The organism is Vibrio sp. R15-SG3-ISO1A, assembly GCF_059833955.1.
The window spans coordinates 47,452-66,158 of record NZ_JCBDGH010000066.1; the positions used below are offsets into that span (position 1 = coordinate 47,452).

An 18,707-nucleotide genomic window follows, 5' to 3' on the forward strand; every position below is an offset into this window, starting at 1 on the left:
CGAGATTAAGCAGTGAGGTGTTGCTGAATGAAGGCGATGGAGTGATCGTTAAACTCATCCGGGCGCTCAACATTACACACATGGCCACAGTCAGGAATTTCATGCAGCTCACTGAGCGTATGTGCTGAGACCATCTCTTTCACAGGGGTGATGAACATGTAGTCTTTTTCACCCATCAGATAGAGCGTAGGGATAGGTAACTCGCGGTCTTTGAAGTAGCGCATCAGAGGGTTCACCTCTGCGGTCAAAATAAACCAACGCTTGAACTCCTTTTGGCACAACTTCTTCGCTTCGCGGATAAACATATGTCGCGACTCTTTTTGTGCTCTCTGAGGCATCACAATGTAGGCGAACAGGCGATAGAGCCACATGTAGGGCACAATGTGTTTACACAGATTACCCAACTTCACCAGTACTTGAGAGCGTGTGTTTAGCCGTGTGACGGCGCCACCTAACACCATGGTTTTTACGCGCCCAGTCGCTAGCTCCGCTAAGTTACGGACGATGATGGTCCCAAGCGACATGCCGACAAAATGTGCCGACTGAATCTTTAGGTGATCGAGCACTTTTAAGATGTCTAATGTGACCTCTTTAAAGGTGTAGCGATTGGCAATGATCTCCTTAATCAGCTGGTTCGATTTTCCATGGCCGCGCAAATCAATCAGCAGCAAATTAAAATGCTGCTTGTAGGCTTTGATCTGTTTAAACCAAATCGATGAGCTGCCGCCTGCGCCATGCACAAAGACCACCCACTCATCGCTGGTTGGGTGTTTAAAAGTCTTATGGAATAGCAAACTTTGAGTCATAGTCGAAAAATAACCGTTATCGTCACACAAATCAGGGCGCAGGGTAACACAAAAGCGCCCGTGTTTTTGTTTAGCATAAACGAAAACCGCCACTTTAGTGCAATCGGAAATGTTAGAAAAAATGAAAGCGCCGTGAGACTGTGCAAGCACAAAACCCATCAGGCGCTTTCTTTATGCGGACCTATTGTCGTCTTTACGCGAACAGACTAAAAAATAGCGTCCGCGATTCAATGACCTAGTGTTAGGCGCTCAAAGCACTGTGGTAGAGTTCGATGTACTCACCCGCCGCTTTTTCCCAACAGAAGTTTTCTGTCATCGCGTGCAATTGAACCCGTTTTATCTCATTGAGATTTTGCGCGTAGAGCAGCAAAGCACGAAGCATAGTCAACAACAACGCGGTCGGCGTTGGTTCATCAAACACAAACCCAGTAGCGATTGACGGATCATCGTCGTAATGGTGAACCGTATCTTTCAGTCCACCCACACCACGAACGATTGGCAGCGTACCGTAAGCCATGCTGTAGATCTGGTTGAGACCACAAGGCTCAAACTCTGACGGCATCAAGAAGAAATCACTGCCCGCTTCCACCAAGTGAGCAAGCTCTTCATCGTAAGCCTCGATAAACGCAAATTTGTCGCTGTGTGTGGCTGAGAGCGCTTTAAGATGGCTTGCCAACATAGGGTCGCCGGTCCCAACAATCACCAACTGAACATCGTGTTTGAGAAACTCAGACAGAATAGGGATCAGGTAATGTAACCCTTTTTGCTGCGTCAAACGGCAAACCATGCCAAACATCGCGACGTTTTTTTCGCTCAGTTTCGCTTTTGCTTGCAGCGCCGCCTTACACGCTTTCTTACCGCGTACCATACTCTGCTTCGTCGCTCGGTAATTTAACGGTAAGTGGGTGTCTGTTTCTGGGTTCCATGTACTGTAGTCGCAACCATTAAGAATCCCCACCAGATCATGGCTTCGGCTTTGAAAATCTTGCGCCATACCATGACTACCCAGTTCGGTCTTGAGCTCTTGCGCGTACGTCGGGCTAACCGCGTTCACCTTATCAGCGGTTTTCACCCCAGCGCGAAGCATGGTGATGTGCGTTGCACTCACTGCGGCATCCGGCGCGTAATGCGTCTGGAACTCAGGCAGATCGCCGAGCTCATCATAGCTAAAGACACCTTTGAAGACCGCGTTGTGCACGGAAAGAATGCTTTTGGTATGAGCAAAAAAATCGTCACTGGCGTAACGATGCTTGAGAAGGTATGGAACCAGCCCCGTGTGCCAGTCATTGGCGTGGACAATGTCCGGCTGAAAGCCCAGTTTCGGCAGCATGTCCAAACTCGCCGCACTAAAAAAGGCGAAGCGTTCACCATTGTCTGAGTAGGCTTGATTGTACTCGGCGTACATGTCAGGACGGTCAAAATACTGCGGACAATCGATAGCATACACAGTGATCCCCGATAGCGCTAACTGCTTGACGCAATAAGGCGTATGAGGCCAGTGCTCTAATGCCGTCTCTAAAACCACAGTCGCAGACTCAATGCCTGCGACCTTGCGATAAGCGGGAAGTGTGAGTCTCACATCTTGCTCGAGCTCAAAAAGGGCTTCAGGCAGTGCCTTGGCAACATCTGCCAAGCCACCGCTTTTGATCAATCCTTCTACTTCCGATGCTACAAAGAGAATAGAGAGATTCTTAGTAGCCAACACGTGCTCCTTTTGGAATAACGACAACACCGTCATCCGACACGTGGAAATGCTTTTTATCTTCCGTCAGGTTCACACCGATTTGCGTCCCTGGCGCAATATCCACATCCTTGTCGATGATGACGCGACGCAAGACACAGCCTTCGCCGATCTTCACGTCACCTAAAAGGATACTTTCGCTAATATCGCACGCAGATGCAATATTACTTCTAAAGCCAAGCACACATTTTTCAATACGCGAACCGCGGACAAAGCTACCGTTACACACTAAGCTATCAATAATTTGCACTCGTCCATTGTCCGAATCACTGAACGTTGCAGGCGGCAATGGTGGGTAGTAGGTGTGAAGTGGCCATTTACGGTTATAGAGCGAGAATGGCGCATCTTTAGCAAGCAAGTCCATATGCGCTTGCCAGTAGGCATCAATCGTACCCACATCGCGCCAATACACTTCTTCTTTCTCGCCAGTGATACGGTTGGTGCTGAAGTCGTAAACGAATACATCACCGCGTGGGAACATCTTAGGAATGATGTCTTTGCCAAAGTCATGCGATGACGCTTCGTTGTCGGCGTCTTCGATTAACTCAGCAAATAGCGTCTCTGCTTCAAAGATATAGTTACCCATAGAAACCAGTGCGTGCTCTGGGTCACCTGGGATCGCTTTCGGGTTGGCTGGCTTCTCAGCAAATCCGATCATGCGACCTTCTTCATCCACCTCAATCACACCAAACTGTGACGCCTCTGACAGCGGCATACGCAACGCAGAAACCGTCAGGGCAGCTTCTTTTTCTTTATGGAACTCAAGCATTTGCTTGATATCCATTTTATAGATGTGATCAGAGCCAAAAATGCACACTTGCTCTGGCTCAGACAGCTGCATGAAACGCAGGTTTTGGTAAATCGCATCTGCTGTGCCTTCATACCAACGTTTGCCCGTGCGCATTTGCGCAGGGATTGGGTCAATAAAGCGATCCGTAATCCCGCTGATGTTCCACCCTTTTTTCAAATGATGAAACAGAGACTGAGACTTGAACTGCGTCAGCACGTAAATGCGCATCAAATCCGCATTGACGAAATTGTTCAAAGCAAAGTCAATCAGACGGTAACTCCCGCCGAAAGGCACCGAGGGTTTACTTCTTGATTCAGTAAGAGGACGTAGACGCGACCCCTCGCCACCTGCGAGGATCATACCTAAAACACCAGCCATTTTAATCTCCATTTTTATAATATTGTCGATGAGAAAGTGTAATATTTGGGGGGCTCATCGACGCTCCAAAATCTGACAGCGTTAGCGAATGGCGCATGCAAACTGCATAGATCTTACGCGCATTTTGCTACGTAAACGTTTAACACGGCGATTTGCTATACGTTATCTTATTTGCCCAAGATTACAATTTAAAATATGCCGTACTTAGATGGTAAGATGAGTTACTTTTCGGATGGCTGATTCAGCTCACATTACATAAGCGATTGCTCACATACGATTAACAAGATCACCACAAGAGAGTGACGTTCTTGCTCACTAATAAACCTGTGTTTTATTTATGTTTTATGACAGTTCCATTAGTTGATTCAGGGTGTCATGTGGGCAGTGGTGAATATATATTTTTTCTTGATTAATTTTGGCCTGATAGAGGGCGCGATCCGCCACCGATAAAGCTTGATGCAAGGTCATCTCAGAGCTAATCAGAGAGCCACCAACGGACAAACATAAGGCGGGTAATTGGTCTTGGACTCTTTGCTGTTGAATCGTGTCAATCAATCGCTGTGCTAACGTGTTTAGCACCTCTCTCTGATCGGTTTTGATCAACAACAAAAATTCACTTTCGCCCCAACGCGCAGCAAGGTCATACTCACGAATCGTATCTGAAATGGCTACGGCAATCGACTTCAAACAAGGCGTTTTGTCTTGCCCTATGTGCTCCGCACTCAGCGCGTCACAAAGCCCAGCATCCACCCATATCAAGCCGAATTGGCTCTGTTCGCGCTTACCCCGAGCAAGCTCATTCGTCACTTCTCTCTCTATGCCACGTCGATTGAGTAAGTGCGTCATTACATCATAGGTCGCCAGTTTATCGAGCGCGGCGGTCCGCGCGACAACCAACTTCTCGACACTTTGACGTGCCTCTAAGAGCTCTCTTTCAACAACCGCTAAGTCCGCATCAACGGTCACAGCATCCAAATGGGGGTGACGCCGACCACGAGCCATCGTGTGTAGGCGCGTGAACCACCTCTCTAACGGCATCAACCACTCTTTGGCTGCATACAGGTAGAAGAGTACACTCAGTACCAACGCGAGGCCTAGATAAATAAACAACAAATAATCCAGCATAAAGAGTGGCAGCACCGCGTCTACATTCAGCAGCGTCAACTCAAACCAGCCCAATGCGTCGATGTAATGCATCATGGCCACCACATTACCTGCATCTTGCTTGAGCATCAGAAACTGTGACTCACGGCCATTCAGTTGTTGATACAACGCCGACTGGATGATTTGGTAATCACTGTCGTTGTCTATCACCTCTTGCAGTGTCGGGCGGCTCTGACCTTGCTCACCCAGTGGAAACACAAAGCGATCGGAATCTCGGATCAATTGCACGCGCAATTGGCGATCAATAAACAGGGTCGAGAGTGGCGAGTTTTTGTGGTGATTAAGCTGACTGACCAACATATCAATATCCAAACCCGTACCGACAATGCCCAAAAACTGGCCATCGACAATAACGCTTTGGTTGATCCACGCTTTGGTTACCCCCAAGTGAGAGTCTTTATCAATGTTGACCGCCAGAGGCGTTAAGCTCGATTTTTGCTCAAAGTACCATTGGTCGTCATCCGCGTTAGGCTCTAAGGTGTATCGTTGAAAGTCACCCGTTCTAATACTGTTGACGTCGTTGAAGTGATAGGAAAGGTCTTGATCGAGTGCAATAAAAAAGTTTTTGGAATCAAAGCGCCATCGGTAGTGTTCGAGCGTTTCTTGGGCCACGGACCGATAAACACCATCTTGAGCATTCTGCGCCCAGGAGGTGATGTTGGGGTGTCTTGCCAGCTCCTGCGCCAAGGTGATTTCCGTGGTCAACGGCGCAAGAGTTTTCTCTACATCATATTGCGCGGTGATTTGACCATACTTCCACATCAACTCCTCGATAATATCATCGATAATATGCTTAGAGACCGCATAGGCTGCCAACCCGAACGCCATACAGAGTACGAAGATTGCGAAAAATAGTCTTAACTTTAGAGTCATCTTTTTATCTCACCAGAGATAGATCAATAGAAGTTCAGATTGAAAATGTCAAAACAGAACCAGCGAATCATCACAAAGTTGATTATTTATTTGGCAAATGGGGATCACCATCCCATTCACCATACTTATTATTGTTAGTTCTAAAACTAAAAAGGCAGCCTAGATTGGCTGCCTTTGGGGTCTGCTGAAGACGTGCTTATCGTAAAGACATCGTCGTGTTACTTGGCGGATTTTTTACGCTTGTCCGACACTTCCCATTTTCCGTCGATATACAAAGCGGTGTAACCCGTTGGCTTGCCTTCTACTTCTGAGCGCACGTAGTTCTCTTTGGTCTTACGGCTAAAGCGAACCACCATAGGCAATCCGTCCGGATCCTTTTGCGGCGCTTCGGTCAAGTAGAGGAACTTAGGCGACAAACGGTCTTTAAATCTCACCAACTCTTCAACTAGAGGTGCGCGAGTTTCACGAGATTTCGGGAACGTACTCGCTGCGAGGAAGAGACCAGACGCACCGTCTCTGAGCACAAAGTAAGCCTCTGAGTTCTCACAAGGTAGCTCAGGAAGATGTACAGGATCTTCTTTAGGCGGCGCTACCTCACCATTTTTCAGAATCTTACGCGTGTTCTTACAGGTCTCACTGGTGCAGTCCATGTATTTACCAAATCGACCGTTTTTCAGCACCATGTCACTGCCACATTTGTCACACTCAACGACAGGGCCATCGTACCCTTTGACTTTAAACTCGCCCTTTTCAACCACATAACCTTCACAGTTCGGGTTGTTACCACACACGTGCAGTTTGCGCTTGTCGTCAATCAAATACGCGTCCATCGCGGTTTCACAGATAGGACAACGTTTCTTCGCTCGCAATGCCGCGGTTTCAACGTCTTCTTCAAGGACATTGATGATGCCCTCTTCGTCACCGAGGTTAATGGTGGTTTTACAGCGCTCTTTCGGTGGCAACGCATAGCCCGAACACCCTAAGAAAACCCCTGTCGATGCGGTGCGAATTCCCATTGGACGTGAACAGGTCGGGCATTCGATGTCGGTGTAAACGATATGATTAGGCTTCATACCGCCTTCTTCTTCATCTTGCTCGGCTTGTTCAAGATCTTGAGTGAAATCGTTGAAGAAGCTATCGAGGACCGATTTCCAGTTGGCGGAACCCTCAGCGATTTGGTCGAGCTTCTCTTCCATCTTAGAGGTGAACTCGTAGTTCATCAGCTCATCAAAGCTACCATCAAGACGATCGGTGACGATCTCACCCATCTTCTCGGCATAGAAACGGCGCTGATCCACTTTCACATAGCCACGGTCTTGAATGGTAGAGATGATAGATGCGTACGTCGACGGACGGCCAATGCCGCGCTTTTCAAGCTCTTTAACCAGTGCCGCTTCGGTGAAGCGTGCAGGCGGCTTGGTGAAGTGCTGCTTAGGATCTAAGCTCACTAGGTCAACGTGATCGCCCACTTGCACTGGCGGGAGAATTTGGTCTTCGTTCTTACCCATCGGGCGCTGAACGCGTGTCCAACCGTCAAATTTAAGAATACGACCTTTCGCTTTCAGCGTGTATTGTGCCGCTTTAACGCTAACGGTGGTGGAATCGTACTTAGCAGGGGTCATTTGACATGCGACAAATTGATTCCAAATCAAAGCATAGAGTTTGTGCGCATCCGCTTCCATGCCTTGTAAATCCTCGGCTTTCACCGCAACATCCGAAGGACGAATCGCTTCGTGCGCCTCTTGCGCCCCTTCTTTGCTGCCGTAAACATTCGGTTTGGCGGGTAAATAAGCATCACCGTATTCACTGCCAATAAAGCCACGCACACTGTCGACCGCTTCTGCACTCAAATTGGTCGAGTCGGTACGCATATAGGTGATGTAACCGGCTTCATACAACCTTTGAGCCAGCATCATGGTTTTCTTTACGCCATAGCCAAGACGGGTGCTCGCCGCTTGCTGCAACGTTGAAGTAATGAAAGGTGCGGAAGGTTTACTGGATGTCGGTCGATCTTCGCGCTTGCACACTTCAAAAGTGGCGTTTTTGAGCACATCCAGCGCCACTTGAGTTTGCGCTTCATTGACGGGCTTAAATGCCGTACCATTTTCTTGCGCGACTTGAAGACGAAAATCTGTCTTGTCCGCCGTTTTGGTGTTGGCATGAATGTCCCAGAACTCTTCAGGAACAAACGCTTTGATTTCACGTTCACGCTCAACCAGCAGTTTCACCGCCACTGACTGCACGCGACCAGCAGATAAGCCTCGAGCCACCTTTTTCCACAGCAGTGGTGACACCATAAAGCCCACAACGCGATCCATAAAACGGCGCGCTTGCTGTGCATTGACGCCGTCCATGCTCAACTCACCCGGTTTTTGGAATGCTTGTTGAATCGCGTTCTTGGTAATTTCGTTAAATACAACGCGTTTGTATCGCTCTTCATCGCCACCGATGATCTCACGAAGGTGCCAAGCGATGGCTTCTCCTTCGCGGTCCAAATCGGTGGCGAGATAGACGGCGTCCGCGTCTTTAGCGAGCTTTTGCAGCTCTGCGACCACTTTCTCTTTGCCGGGTAGGATTTGGTAGTTTGCTTCCCAACCGTGGTATGGGTCGATACCCATCTTTTTGATCAGTGCTTTGCGATCTTTCTCTTTCTTGATTTTGGCTTTTTCTTCAGCACTCAAACCTTTTGTCGAGATCGCCGCCGCCTTCTGGCCGGTGCTTTGACCCGCAGTTGGTAGGTCACGGACGTGACCAACACTCGACTTCACAATGAAGTCTTTACCTAAATACTTATTGATGGTCTTCGCTTTAGCTGGCGACTCCACAATAACCAGTGACTTACCCATAATCGACTCAAGTGTCCTATTTCGGCAGCGCTTTTAGCGCACAGTATACTTAAAATTTTGCTTCTTTTTTTACTATTGAGCGAGATGGCAAGAAGATCAATACCTTTTTTAAAAAAGTCAATTGACTGCTCGACAATTCGACGACTCTCCCACTATGGGTAATAAAGAAGGGCGCACATACTATAGATAGACTCAGCAATGCGCTTTAGAAATCGAAACGATTTTTGCATTTGCTCACAAAAGCGTAGCCGCACTGTCCTCTTTACCCAACGTAAACACGCATTGAAATTATGGAAAAGATGCTTAGAATTCGGCTATCAATATCAAAGAGGTAACCCCATGAGCGATAAAAAGACCATCTCAGAAACGGAATTATTGATGATCGCCAATCACATCATCCAAGAGCATGATGACTTTATTGAAGGGATGCGAGCGACCAGCGTAGAAGAAAAAGAGGGCGTATTGGTATTCAAAGGTGACTACTTTCTTGATGACAATGGCCTACCTACCCAAGAGACGACCGCCGTATTCAACATGTTTAAATACCTCGCTCATCACCTGTCTAAAGAGTTTACACTCGCAAAATAACCGAGCGATAGCCCCTCTCTCGCCCCAAAAAAAGCCAAGGACTTTTTGCCTTGGCTTTAATCCATTCACCCTCGTTAGCAGCTCAGCGCCGCCAATTTTTCGAAGTAGTCTGGGAAGGTTTTAGAGGTGCACTTGGGATCATTAATCGTCACTGGCGTATCGCTCAGTGCAACCAACGAAAAGCACATGGCCATACGGTGATCATCGTAGGTATCGATCGCAGCGTGTGTCAGCGTTGCTGGCGGCGTCACGATAAGGTAATCCTCACCCTCTTCCACCTCTGCACCGACTTTACGCAGCTCCGTTGCCATCGCCGATAGACGATCTGTCTCTTTCACGCGCCAGTTATAAACATTGCGTATCGCGGTTGTCCCTTGTGCAAACAGCGCGGTGGTGGCGATCGTCATCGCCGCATCGGGAATATGGTTGAAATCCATATCTACCGCTTTAAGCTCGCCCACGCGTGAGATGACGTAGTCATCCCCCCACTCAATCTGAGCGCCCATTTTTTCAAGAGCGTCAGCAAATTGAATATCGCCCTGGATACTGTTTTTTCCAATGCCGGTGACTTTGATCTCTCCGCCTTTAATCGCGGCGGCAGCCAAGAAGTAAGACGCGGAAGAGGCATCACCTTCAACCAGAAAATCACCCGGGGCGAGATAAGACTGGCCACTCTGGATGACAAATTCTTGGTAGTCGCGGTTCTCTACTTCAACACCAAACTGCTTCATGATGTGCAGAGTGATATCGATGTAAGGCTTTGAGACTAACTCACCAATGATTTTGATCGTCACATCCCCTTTCGCCAGCGGTGCTGCCATAAGGAATGCGGTCAGAAACTGACTCGAGATGGAGCCGTCAATTTCAACGGTACCACCAGAAAGCCCCGTGCCTTGAATTTTCAGCGGTGGATAGTTAGGGTTTTCCAGATAGGTGATCTCCGCACCAGCTTGACGCAGCGCGTCCACTAAGTGACCAATCGGGCGCTCTTTCATGCGCGGCTCGCCAGTCAGCACATAGTCGCCAGTGCCAAGGCAGAGCGCCGCAGCCAATGGGCGCATCGCCGTGCCAGCATTGCCTAAAAAGAGCTCAAGTGTGTTCTCGCTATGAAATGCGTGACCGAGCCCTTCCACCTCACAGACCGTTTTATCGTCCGATAAGGTGTAGCTGACGCCCAGTTGCGTCAGGGCATTAAGCATATGGCGAATATCGTCGCTATGGAGTAAGTTTGTCAGGCGTGTTGTCCCTTTTGCTAGCGCAGCGAGCAGCAGCGCACGATTTGAGACACTTTTTGAACCAGGTAAGTTGACCTCACCATTGACTTTATTGATCGGTTGTAACGTAAGGCTTTCCATTCAGTGAGTTGTTCCTTTATCACCCTCATTCCTATTGAGGGCAATGAAAAATTCTTCGTACTGGCAGACTAACTAAAATCCCCGGTTAAAACCAGAGCTAAGTCACGTACAAATACGATTGAGTGCCTGCGTGACTCCATCAATAGGTCTTATCCACTCGAACGCCATTGTCAAAATACAAAATCCTGACTTTATCCCCGCGACTAAATAGCATGTTGGGGTCCACATCTTGAATCACATCCACCAATTGGCCGCTGTCGGTTTCAATCAACAGCTCAACCAGTTTATATTCCACTTTATAGGTTTGATTGGCACGATGCCTTGCCACACTGGCTCCCGCGACGGCGCCTACCGCCGTTGCCACCTCTCTCCCCGTACCATCACCAAACTGATTGCCGACCACACCACCAATAACGGCACCTAACAAGGTTTCCCAGCCATTCTCGCGCGACTGAACGGTTTCTTCTTGACTGATGTAGCGCACGGTATCCACTGCGCCAAACACCACTTCGTTCACAGGTCTGGCAACATTTCTCTGATAAGCAGCATTGGCAAACAGAGGAAAAATCAATAAGATCCAAGTCCACTTTTTCATCTCACGTCCTCTTCGATTATGACGATATATTTGACTGAGTTAGACCCACAAACGCTGAGCTTTCCGTCTCCATTTGAGGCGTTAGAAGAGCCCAACGGCCTACTCGCCTTTGGCGGCGATCTCTCACCAGAGCGCGTTGAACTGGCTTATCAGCACGGCATCTTCCCCTGGTTTGGGCCAGGTGAACCCATCTTGTGGTGGAGCCCAGCACCGAGGGCGGTCTTTTATCCTAAGACCTTTGCCCCGGCAAAAAGTCTCAAGAAGTTTCAAAAAAAACAGCGTTACTCTGTGAGTATAAACAAGGCGACCGCACAAGTGATCGACTATTGCGCTAGTGTTCGCCCTGCCGATGAGACATGGTTGAACGAAGAGATGCGTGACACGTATAAGAGGTTGGCGAAGAAAGGGCGCGTTCATTCGGTCGAAGTGTGGCAAGACGAAACCTTGATTGGCGGTCTCTATGGCGTCAGCGTCGGCCAACTGTTTTGTGGTGAGTCGATGTTTAGCCTCAAACCCAACGCCTCCAAAGTGGCGCTTTGGTATTTTTGTCGTCACTTTGCCCGTCATGATGGTCAGCTCATTGACTGCCAGGTGATGAATCCGCACCTTGACTCATTGGGCGCAGAGGAGATAGAAAGAGAGGACTTTATGCAACAACTGCTATTATTAAAAGCACAAAGCGTCAAACTAGGCTGTTTTGCTCAGCAAACCTTAGCCGATGAATAGAGAACGTGAATGAGCTCTGATTTACAGCAGATTCGAATTGGATTAACCGACAGTCACCCATGCAGTTACCTCAAGGAGAGGCAAGAGCGCGTGGCCGTTGCACTCGACCCTAAAATGCACAGCGCTTCCAGTTACGAGGTGCTGCTGGCCAATGGGTTTCGCCGTAGCGGCGACACCATCTACAAACCGCACTGTGACCATTGCCAATCTTGTCAGGCCCTGCGAGTATCACTGCCCGACTTCGTACCAAGCAAGAGTCAAAAGCGTCTCTTGGCCAAATCACGCCATCTGACTTGGCAACTCAAAGAGACCTTAGATGAGGATTGGTTTGATCTCTACTCACGCTACATCATCGCTCGTCACCACCAAGGCAGTATGTATCCGCCGAAGAAAAACGAGTTTGCGCAATTTTCACGTTGCAACTGGCTCAACACCCAATATTTACACCTCTATGATGGCGAGCGTTTAATTGCGGTCGCGGTCACCGATATTCTCTCCAATAGTGCCAGTGCGTTTTATACCTTCTTCGACCCAGACATCGATTTATCCTTAGGCACCCTAGCGGTCTTGCTGCAAATCACCTATTGTCAGCATGCTGGAAAACAGTGGCTCTATCTTGGCTATCAAATCGATGAATGCCCGGCTATGAACTATAAAGTCCGATTTGCACGTCATCAAAGGCTAGTAAATCAGCGTTGGCAAGGGTAGAATACGCCCCAACTTTACTTAATTCATTTTTATCGGCCTTTCTCGCCGCTGAAAATCGCCCATTTTTTTAAAAGAGGATTAAATGGCTAAAGAAGACGTAATTGAGATGCAAGGCACGGTCCTTGATACTCTACCAAACACAATGTTCCGTGTTGAACTAGAAAACGGCCACGTCGTGACTGCTCACATCTCTGGTAAAATGCGTAAGAACTACATCCGTATTCTTACTGGTGACAAAGTAACTGTAGAGATGACTCCATACGATCTATCAAAAGGTCGCATCGTCTTCCGTGCTCGTTAATCTTTGATTATCAGACAGCAACAAAAAAGCGGAGCTTAGCTCCGCTTTTTTGTTGTCAAATCGCTGGAAAACTTTATTTACCCAGCGCTTCTTTGTAGTGCTCACGACACACCGACACGTATTTGTCGTTGCCCCCGATGGCCACCTGATCACCGTGAGCGATGGCGTTACCCTCTTCATCGGTGCGAATCACCATGTTAGCTTTTCTTCCACAGTGACAAATCGTTTTCAGTTCAATCAGCTTATCAGCCCAAGAAAGTAAATACTTACTTCCTTCAAACAGCTCACCAAGAAAATCGGTTCTTAGACCATAACAGAGCACAGGAATATGCAGTTTATCCACCACTTCGGTCAACTGGTAAACTTGCTCTTTAGTGAGAAACTGACATTCATCGACCAAGATACAGTGACGCTTTTGGTGTTCGTTCAGCGCTTTTATCTCTGCAAAGAGATCCGTCTCAGCGCGAAACAGCTGCGCGTCAGATTGCAAGCCAATACGAGAGCTGACTTTACCGATGCCGTAACGGTCATCTAACGCTGCGGTAAAAATCACCGGCGTCATACCACGCTCTTGATAGTTAAAAGACGATTGAAGTAGTGTGGTGGATTTCCCTGCATTCATCGCAGAGTAGTAGAAGTACATCTGAGCCACGAAAGGTTACCTGTAGCAAAAGGGGCAACATGAGCGTACTCAATGCGGCCGATTAAAATGACAAAAAGGGCTGAAAAGTCAGCCCTTAAGTTAAAATTATTTACGACGCCAGGTGGTCCCTTCTGGGCCATCTTCCAAAACGATACCCATCTCAGTCAGTTTGTCTCGCGCCATGTCCGCGTTTGCCCAATCTTTAGCGGCGCGACTGTCGTTACGCAGTTTGATAAGCGCTTCAATCTCGGCCACTTCGTCGTCATTGCCCGCGTCGCCTTTTAGGAAAGCTTCGGGATCTTGACCAAGAATGCCGATGATGTCTGCCAATTCGCGCATCAACACACCTAAACCGTTCGCGGCATTGATGTCTTCGTTCTTCAAGCGATTGATGTCACGCGCCATATCAAAGAGCACTGAATAGGCTTCCGGCGTATTGAAATCGTCATTCATCGCTTCGGTAAAGCGAGTGATGTACTGCTGCCCGCCCGATGCGGAGGCCGACAGATCCAAGCCACGTAGCGCTGTGTACAAACGCTCTAGCGACGCACGCGCTTGGTTGAGGTTCTCTTCGCTGTAGTTCAACTGACTGCGGTAGTGACCAGACATCAAGAAGTAACGCACAGTTTCTGCATCGTAATGACCCAACACATCACGGATAGTAAAGAAGTTACCCAGTGACTTGGACATTTTTTCTTTGTCGACCATGACCATACCACTGTGCATCCAGGTGTTCACGTATTGTGTCCCGTGTGCACAGCAAGATTGTGCGATTTCATTTTCATGGTGTGGGAACTGCAGATCGGAACCACCACCGTGAATGTCAAAGTGATTGCCCAAGATCGACGAGTTCATCGCCGAACACTCAATGTGCCAGCCAGGACGGCCCGGACCCCATGGTGACTCCCACGTTGGCTCACCCGGCTTCGACATTTTCCACAACACGAAATCAAGCGGGCTGCGTTTTGCGCTTTCCACATCAACGCGCGCACCGGCTTGCAGCTGATCCAAATCCTGTTTTGACAACTTACCGTATTCGTCAAATTTGCCCACTTCAAACATCACGTCGCCATTATCGGCCACATAGGCAAAACCACGCTCGATCAGTTTTTCAACCAAGGCGATGATTTCAGGGATAAACTGAGTCGCACGAGGTTCAACATCTGGGCGCTTCATATTCAAAGCATCAAAGTCAGCGTACATCTCACCGATAAGACGTTCCGTCAGCGCATCACAGCTCTCACCGTTTTCATTCGCACGTTTGATGATTTTGTCATCAATGTCGGTAATGTTACGCACGAACGTGAGATCGTAGCCTAGGTAGCGCAGGTAACGTGAGACCACATCAAAAGACACAAACGTACGGCCATGACCAATATGACAGAGATCGTAGATGGTGACGCCACAGACATACATGCCGACTTTGCCAGCGGTGATGGGTTTGAATTCCTCTTTCTGTCTTGTGAGTGTGTTATATATCTTTAACATGATCTCTATCTAATAAATGAGTGAAACAAAATAGTGGAGCAGTATATCAAGTCCTGCTTGGCGAAGTCATCCCTAACTCGGCGAAAAACCGACTATCCTTGTGACAAAGGGCCAGTACGTGAACAACACGACTGACTTTGGACGTAGGAAAGTCGTAAAACTTACGTTAGAATCTTGCCTTCACATAGAAAATCGACCGAAAGGACATAATCATGATCACCCTTCACACTAATTTTGGTGACATCAAAATTCAGCTAAACGAAGAGAAAGCACCGGAAACCAGCGCAAACTTCCTTCAATACTGCCGCGACGGTTTCTACGATAACACGCTATTTCACCGCGTTATCGACGGTTTCATGATTCAAGGCGGTGGCATGGAGTCTGGTCTTCGCGAAAAGGCTACTCGTGCTCCTATCAAGAATGAAGCAAACAACGGCCTAAGCAACAAAGTGGGTACACTAGCAATGGCACGTACCATGGAGCCACACTCTGCAAGCTCTCAGTTCTTCATCAACGTAAACAACAACACCTTCCTAGACTTCCGCAGTGAAAGTCTTGACGGTTGGGGTTACTGTGTCTTCGCTGAAGTCGTTGAAGGCATGGACGTTGTTAACCAGATCAAAGGTGTCAGCACGGGTTCTTACGGCATGCACCAAGATGTACCACTTGAAGATGTTGTGATCACTGGCACAACGATCGAAGAGTAATCTATCCAGAGAAGAGCTGCCTAATGCAGCTCTTTTTTTCCTATATTGGGCGCCTTTACCCTAAACCTGTGATTGTTTTGCCCTACCCTTTCAGCCCACTGGGCTAGCCTGAACTCTGATTGCTTTATGACCACTCTGTTTATTTCCGATCTGCATCTCTCCCCTTCAACGCACGAGATCACCGCGTGTTTTATTCGCTTTATGCGCGAAGAAGCCAGCCAAGCCGAAGCTTTATATGTCTTGGGTGATTTGTTCGAATTTTGGGTGGGAGATGACGATAAGTCTGAATTCGCGCAAACTATTCGTGACGAGTTTCGCCGCTTAACACGCTCTGGTGTGCCTTGCTATTTTACTCAGGGGAATCGTGATTTTTTGGTCGGTAAGCGCTTTGCAAAGCAAACTGGGGTCACCTTACTCGGGGATGAGACCGTCATTGATTTGTATGGTCAGCCCACCGTGATTCTACACGGTGATACGCTGTGCACTGACGATGTCAGCTATCTTGAGTACCGAAAAAAAGTTCATCAGCCTTGGCTACAATGGGTGTTCAATCGTATCCCGATGTTCATCAAACAGAAGATCGTCGCCAAGGTACAAACAGACATCAGTGCAGATAAGCAAACTAAATCCCTTGAGATCATGGATGTGAATCAGCAAGAAGTGGAGAGCGTGATGAACAAACACCATGTTGAGCTCATGATTCATGGCCACACTCATCGCCCCAATATTCACCGTTTTATCAGTAACGGAAAAACCCTGCATCGCGTCGTGTTAGGGGATTGGTACACACAAGGATCGGTCTTAGTGGTTGATAAAACAGGATACGACCTACAAAATCGCGCATTTCTATCAACAAATTGACAAATAAGTACCAGATTTTTCAATAAATTGTGCCTATACTTAATCTCAATGTTCGGTAACACGTTGAAGTTAGACTGCTACTTTGAAAACCTCATACATTGCACGCCAACCTATCTTAGATCGGCACAAACATACCATCGGCTATGAGCTGCTGTTTCGTGATGGCCCTAAAAACACGTTTCCAGAAATCGACCCTGAGCTGGCAACGAGCCGTTTGCTGTCTGATCATTTTATGTCCACCCACTACTCGACATTGGGTGACAAAGTTGGCTTTGTGAACTTCCCTTATCAAAGCTTGATCAATCGGGTGCCGACTCTATTTCCGTCGGCCAGCCTAGTGGTTGAAATTTTGGAAGACTGCCTGCCGACGCCCGAGCTGCTAGAGGCGGTCAAAGAGATGTCTAAACTCGGTTATAAAATTGCGCTGGATGACTTTGTGCCTTCCCCTGAATGGAAAGCCTTTTTGCCGCATGTCTCGATCATCAAATTTGATATCCGTGTCGTCCCGATTGAAAAAGCGCGGCTGTTCATTCGCAAGTTACAAGGCAGCAAAATCCAGTTTTTAGCCGAGAAAGTCGAGACGTATGAGGAGTTTAGTCACGCGCTTGAAGCAGGTTTTGACTATTTCCAAGGTTACTTTTTTAGTAAACCCGAGATCTTGCAGCGCAAATCGATCGAACCTTCCTTCATGACCATAGTGCAATTGCTCAGTGAGATTGCAAAATCCGACATCGATTATCAGCGGATTGAAACCTTGGTGAGTAAAGACGTCTCGCTTTCGTATAAATTGCTCACGCACGTCAACTCGTCTTCGATTGTCAGCACCAAGATTCAGTCATTTAAACAAGCGCTGATTTACCTAGGTGAAGATAGATTGCGTAAATTTGTCTCCTTGGTGGCGCTCGCCTCCTCTCAAGATTCCAAACCCGAGTACCTTTACGGATTATCCATTCAGCGCGCACGCTACTGCGAATTAGTCGCGGCGAAGCTAAAGGAGAAGCTCGCCTCTGGCCAAGCGTTTCTTACGGGTATGTTTTCGCTGCTCGACAGTTTACTCGACAGACCGTTAGAACAAATCGTGGCGGAAATTCCCATTGATGAAGCAGTCAAGCATGCACTCACCGATGGTGAAGGGACGCTAGGGGTGTTGCTCAAGCTTGTCATCGCCTATGAACACGCACAATGGGACGAAGCCGCTGAACTCTGTCAACAGCTCGGCCTTGAGAAAGAAGTCGTTAGTGAATGCTACGATGAATCGGTACAATGGACGGCAGATTTACTGTCTAATTAACCCTGTCCCTTGATATAAGTTAAAAGCGGATATAAGTAAAAAGCGGAGATTGGATGTCTTTATGTCCTTGTGAAAGTCAGCAGACTTATGAGTCTTGCTGCCTGCCGATTCATCAACATCATCAGAATGCCCATACACCAGAGCAACTCATGCGCGCTCGCTACAGCGCCCATGTCAAAGGTCTGGTTGATTTTGTTGTCGCCACCTATCACCCTTCGTGCGAAGCGGAGAAAGAACGCGATGCCATCGCAGATTCAATCGCGAGCGACTGGTGCGGCCTTGAGGTAGTGTCCACCGCGCCGGGCGAGCATCATGATGAGGGTTTCGTCACCTTCAAGGCGTATTTCTCTGCCGAGCAAGGTCGCTCAACACAGACCTTATGCCTTGAAGAGCGATCTCGATTTGTCCGTGAAAATGGCTTGTGGTACTACATCGATGGAGAATTCCCACAAGCGAATCAGGCCAAGGTTGGTCGCAACGATCCTTGCCCATGTCAAAGCGGGAAGAAATTTAAAAAATGCTGCGGATAACGAATAAAATCAGAGACTAAGATTTATTCGGGTTCACTCGCAAAATGTCGTCTTGTTCTGCTTGAAACTGTTTTTTAAGCTCAGATTTTGACTTAAAACTGATCTCACCACCCTGCGCAACTGTCATATGTTGCGCTTCTACATTATGCTTAGACTGATACAACATCACAGCTTGCATGCAAGAATCTCGCTGCTGCTGCGAAAGTGGTGTACCCTCAGGCCACTTACCCGTCTCAACTGCATAGAGGAGACGCTCGTAAGCTTCTGGTGTAATTGAATTAATCAACTGCTCTGCGTCCATGACGTATCCTTTGGT

At 48.0% G+C, this 18,707-nt stretch carries 18 protein-coding genes; 8 read left to right on the forward strand and 10 right to left on the reverse strand.

Annotated elements, in window-relative coordinates:
- Positions 1 to 5: 5 nt before the first annotated feature.
- The 5 genes from AC6R0L_RS10495 to topA form a co-directional block, all read right to left on the reverse strand.
- Positions 6 to 806 carry an alpha/beta fold hydrolase gene (locus tag AC6R0L_RS10495; RefSeq protein ID WP_334551028.1) on the reverse strand — a complete coding sequence of 267 codons (801 nt, stop codon included), beginning with the start codon at positions 804 to 806 and terminating at the stop codon, positions 6 to 8.
- Positions 807 to 1,047: 241 nt separating this feature from the next.
- Positions 1,048 to 2,508 carry a glycogen synthase GlgA gene (glgA, locus tag AC6R0L_RS10500; protein ID WP_500629086.1) on the reverse strand — a complete coding sequence of 487 codons (1,461 nt, stop codon included), beginning with the start codon at positions 2,506 to 2,508 and terminating at the stop codon, positions 1,048 to 1,050.
- Complete coding sequence (gene glgC / locus AC6R0L_RS10505; protein ID WP_334551030.1) at positions 2,498 to 3,715, reverse strand: glucose-1-phosphate adenylyltransferase; 1,218 nt, start codon at positions 3,713 to 3,715, stop codon at positions 2,498 to 2,500. The genes glgA and glgC overlap by 11 nt, the downstream gene beginning before the upstream one ends.
- A 342-nt stretch (positions 3,716 to 4,057) precedes the next feature.
- The gene (locus AC6R0L_RS10510; protein ID WP_500629087.1) at positions 4,058 to 5,752 is read right to left on the reverse strand and encodes a GGDEF domain-containing protein; all 1,695 of its coding nucleotides are present in this window, start codon (positions 5,750 to 5,752) and stop codon (positions 4,058 to 4,060) included.
- A gap of 218 nt (positions 5,753 to 5,970) precedes the next feature.
- Positions 5,971 to 8,598, reverse strand: a complete 2,628-nt coding sequence (topA, locus tag AC6R0L_RS10515) for a type I DNA topoisomerase (RefSeq protein WP_500629088.1) — start codon at positions 8,596 to 8,598, stop codon at positions 5,971 to 5,973.
- 339 nt (positions 8,599 to 8,937) lie between these two features.
- On the opposite strand from topA, the gene AC6R0L_RS10520 reads away from it, so the two are divergent.
- Positions 8,938 to 9,186 carry a YciN family protein gene (locus AC6R0L_RS10520; RefSeq protein ID WP_500629089.1) on the forward strand — a complete coding sequence of 83 codons (249 nt, stop codon included), beginning with the start codon at positions 8,938 to 8,940 and terminating at the stop codon, positions 9,184 to 9,186.
- 74 nt (positions 9,187 to 9,260) lie between these two features.
- On the opposite strand, the gene aroA is transcribed toward AC6R0L_RS10520, so the two are convergent.
- Together aroA and AC6R0L_RS10530 are read right to left on the reverse strand one after the other, a co-directional pair.
- The gene (gene aroA / locus AC6R0L_RS10525) at positions 9,261 to 10,541 is read right to left on the reverse strand and encodes a 3-phosphoshikimate 1-carboxyvinyltransferase (protein ID WP_500629090.1); all 1,281 of its coding nucleotides are present in this window, start codon (positions 10,539 to 10,541) and stop codon (positions 9,261 to 9,263) included.
- A gap of 139 nt (positions 10,542 to 10,680) precedes the next feature.
- The gene (locus tag AC6R0L_RS10530) at positions 10,681 to 11,136 is read right to left on the reverse strand and encodes an outer membrane lipoprotein (RefSeq protein ID WP_500625813.1); all 456 of its coding nucleotides are present in this window, start codon (positions 11,134 to 11,136) and stop codon (positions 10,681 to 10,683) included.
- 18 nt (positions 11,137 to 11,154) lie between these two features.
- On the opposite strand from AC6R0L_RS10530, the gene aat reads away from it, so the two are divergent.
- The 3 genes from aat (at position 11,155) to infA (ending at position 12,871) form a co-directional block, all read left to right on the forward strand.
- Positions 11,155 to 11,862, forward strand: coding sequence for a leucyl/phenylalanyl-tRNA--protein transferase (aat, locus tag AC6R0L_RS10535; RefSeq protein WP_500629091.1), 708 nt, complete (start codon positions 11,155 to 11,157; stop codon positions 11,860 to 11,862).
- A gap of 9 nt (positions 11,863 to 11,871) precedes the next feature.
- Positions 11,872 to 12,570: an arginyltransferase gene (locus AC6R0L_RS10540; RefSeq protein WP_334551038.1), complete on the forward strand. Its 699-nt coding sequence runs from the start codon at positions 11,872 to 11,874 to the stop codon at positions 12,568 to 12,570.
- An 82-nt stretch (positions 12,571 to 12,652) separates the two neighbouring features.
- A complete protein-coding gene (gene infA, locus AC6R0L_RS10545; protein ID WP_001040192.1) occupies positions 12,653 to 12,871 on the forward strand; it encodes a translation initiation factor IF-1 in 219 nt (72 codons plus the stop codon).
- Positions 12,872 to 12,944: 73 nt separating this feature from the next.
- Here the strand turns inward: infA and AC6R0L_RS10550 are convergent, their stop codons facing one another.
- Positions 12,945 to 13,523 (reverse strand): thymidine kinase, encoded by a 579-nt coding sequence (locus AC6R0L_RS10550; protein ID WP_500629092.1) that lies wholly within the window; start codon positions 13,521 to 13,523, stop codon positions 12,945 to 12,947.
- 96 nt (positions 13,524 to 13,619) lie between these two features.
- Positions 13,620 to 15,002: a cysteine--tRNA ligase gene (cysS, locus tag AC6R0L_RS10555; RefSeq protein WP_500629093.1), complete on the reverse strand. Its 1,383-nt coding sequence runs from the start codon at positions 15,000 to 15,002 to the stop codon at positions 13,620 to 13,622.
- Positions 15,003 to 15,214: 212 nt separating this feature from the next.
- On the opposite strand from cysS, the gene AC6R0L_RS10560 reads away from it, so the two are divergent.
- The 4 genes from AC6R0L_RS10560 (at position 15,215) to AC6R0L_RS10575 (ending at position 18,391) form a co-directional block, all read left to right on the forward strand.
- Positions 15,215 to 15,709: a peptidylprolyl isomerase gene (locus AC6R0L_RS10560; RefSeq protein ID WP_334551042.1), complete on the forward strand. Its 495-nt coding sequence runs from the start codon at positions 15,215 to 15,217 to the stop codon at positions 15,707 to 15,709.
- 126 nt (positions 15,710 to 15,835) lie between these two features.
- On the forward strand, positions 15,836 to 16,570 hold the full coding sequence (gene lpxH / locus AC6R0L_RS10565) for a UDP-2,3-diacylglucosamine diphosphatase (protein WP_487903239.1): 735 nt from the start codon (positions 15,836 to 15,838) through the stop codon (positions 16,568 to 16,570).
- Between the two features lie 82 nt (positions 16,571 to 16,652).
- Entirely contained in the window at positions 16,653 to 17,861 is a 1,209-nt protein-coding gene (locus AC6R0L_RS10570) for an EAL and HDOD domain-containing protein (protein WP_500629094.1), read from the forward strand.
- A gap of 53 nt (positions 17,862 to 17,914) precedes the next feature.
- Entirely contained in the window at positions 17,915 to 18,391 is a 477-nt protein-coding gene (locus AC6R0L_RS10575) for a YchJ family metal-binding protein (RefSeq protein WP_500629095.1), read from the forward strand.
- Positions 18,392 to 18,407: 16 nt separating this feature from the next.
- On the opposite strand, the gene AC6R0L_RS10580 is transcribed toward AC6R0L_RS10575, so the two are convergent.
- Positions 18,408 to 18,692, reverse strand: coding sequence for a YeaC family protein (locus AC6R0L_RS10580; RefSeq protein WP_334551047.1), 285 nt, complete (start codon positions 18,690 to 18,692; stop codon positions 18,408 to 18,410).
- Between the last annotated feature and the right edge of the window lie 15 nt (positions 18,693 to 18,707).

What these genes read in the sequence shown, in the direction of transcription:
- AC6R0L_RS10495 (WP_334551028.1), bottom strand. Translation starts at nt 806, where the DNA reads ATGACTCAAAGTTTGCTATTCCATAAGACTTTTAAACACCCAACCAGC.
- glgC (WP_334551030.1), bottom strand. Translation starts at nt 3,715, where the DNA reads ATGGCTGGTGTTTTAGGTATGATCCTCGCAGGTGGCGAGGGGTCGCGT.
- AC6R0L_RS10510 (WP_500629087.1), bottom strand. Translation starts at nt 5,752, where the DNA reads ATGACTCTAAAGTTAAGACTATTTTTCGCAATCTTCGTACTCTGTATG.
- topA (WP_500629088.1), bottom strand. Translation starts at nt 8,598, where the DNA reads ATGGGTAAGTCACTGGTTATTGTGGAGTCGCCAGCTAAAGCGAAGACC.
- AC6R0L_RS10520 (WP_500629089.1), top strand. Translation starts at nt 8,938, where the DNA reads ATGAGCGATAAAAAGACCATCTCAGAAACGGAATTATTGATGATCGCC.
- aroA (WP_500629090.1), bottom strand. Translation starts at nt 10,541, where the DNA reads ATGGAAAGCCTTACGTTACAACCGATCAATAAAGTCAATGGTGAGGTC.
- AC6R0L_RS10530 (WP_500625813.1), bottom strand. Translation starts at nt 11,136, where the DNA reads ATGAAAAAGTGGACTTGGATCTTATTGATTTTTCCTCTGTTTGCCAAT.
- aat (WP_500629091.1), top strand. Translation starts at nt 11,155, where the DNA reads ATGACGATATATTTGACTGAGTTAGACCCACAAACGCTGAGCTTTCCG.
- AC6R0L_RS10540 (WP_334551038.1), top strand. Translation starts at nt 11,872, where the DNA reads ATGAGCTCTGATTTACAGCAGATTCGAATTGGATTAACCGACAGTCAC.
- infA (WP_001040192.1), top strand. Translation starts at nt 12,653, where the DNA reads ATGGCTAAAGAAGACGTAATTGAGATGCAAGGCACGGTCCTTGATACT.
- cysS (WP_500629093.1), bottom strand. Translation starts at nt 15,002, where the DNA reads ATGTTAAAGATATATAACACACTCACAAGACAGAAAGAGGAATTCAAA.
- AC6R0L_RS10560 (WP_334551042.1), top strand. Translation starts at nt 15,215, where the DNA reads ATGATCACCCTTCACACTAATTTTGGTGACATCAAAATTCAGCTAAAC.
- lpxH (WP_487903239.1), top strand. Translation starts at nt 15,836, where the DNA reads ATGACCACTCTGTTTATTTCCGATCTGCATCTCTCCCCTTCAACGCAC.
- AC6R0L_RS10575 (WP_500629095.1), top strand. Translation starts at nt 17,915, where the DNA reads ATGTCTTTATGTCCTTGTGAAAGTCAGCAGACTTATGAGTCTTGCTGC.
- AC6R0L_RS10580 (WP_334551047.1), bottom strand. Translation starts at nt 18,692, where the DNA reads ATGGACGCAGAGCAGTTGATTAATTCAATTACACCAGAAGCTTACGAG.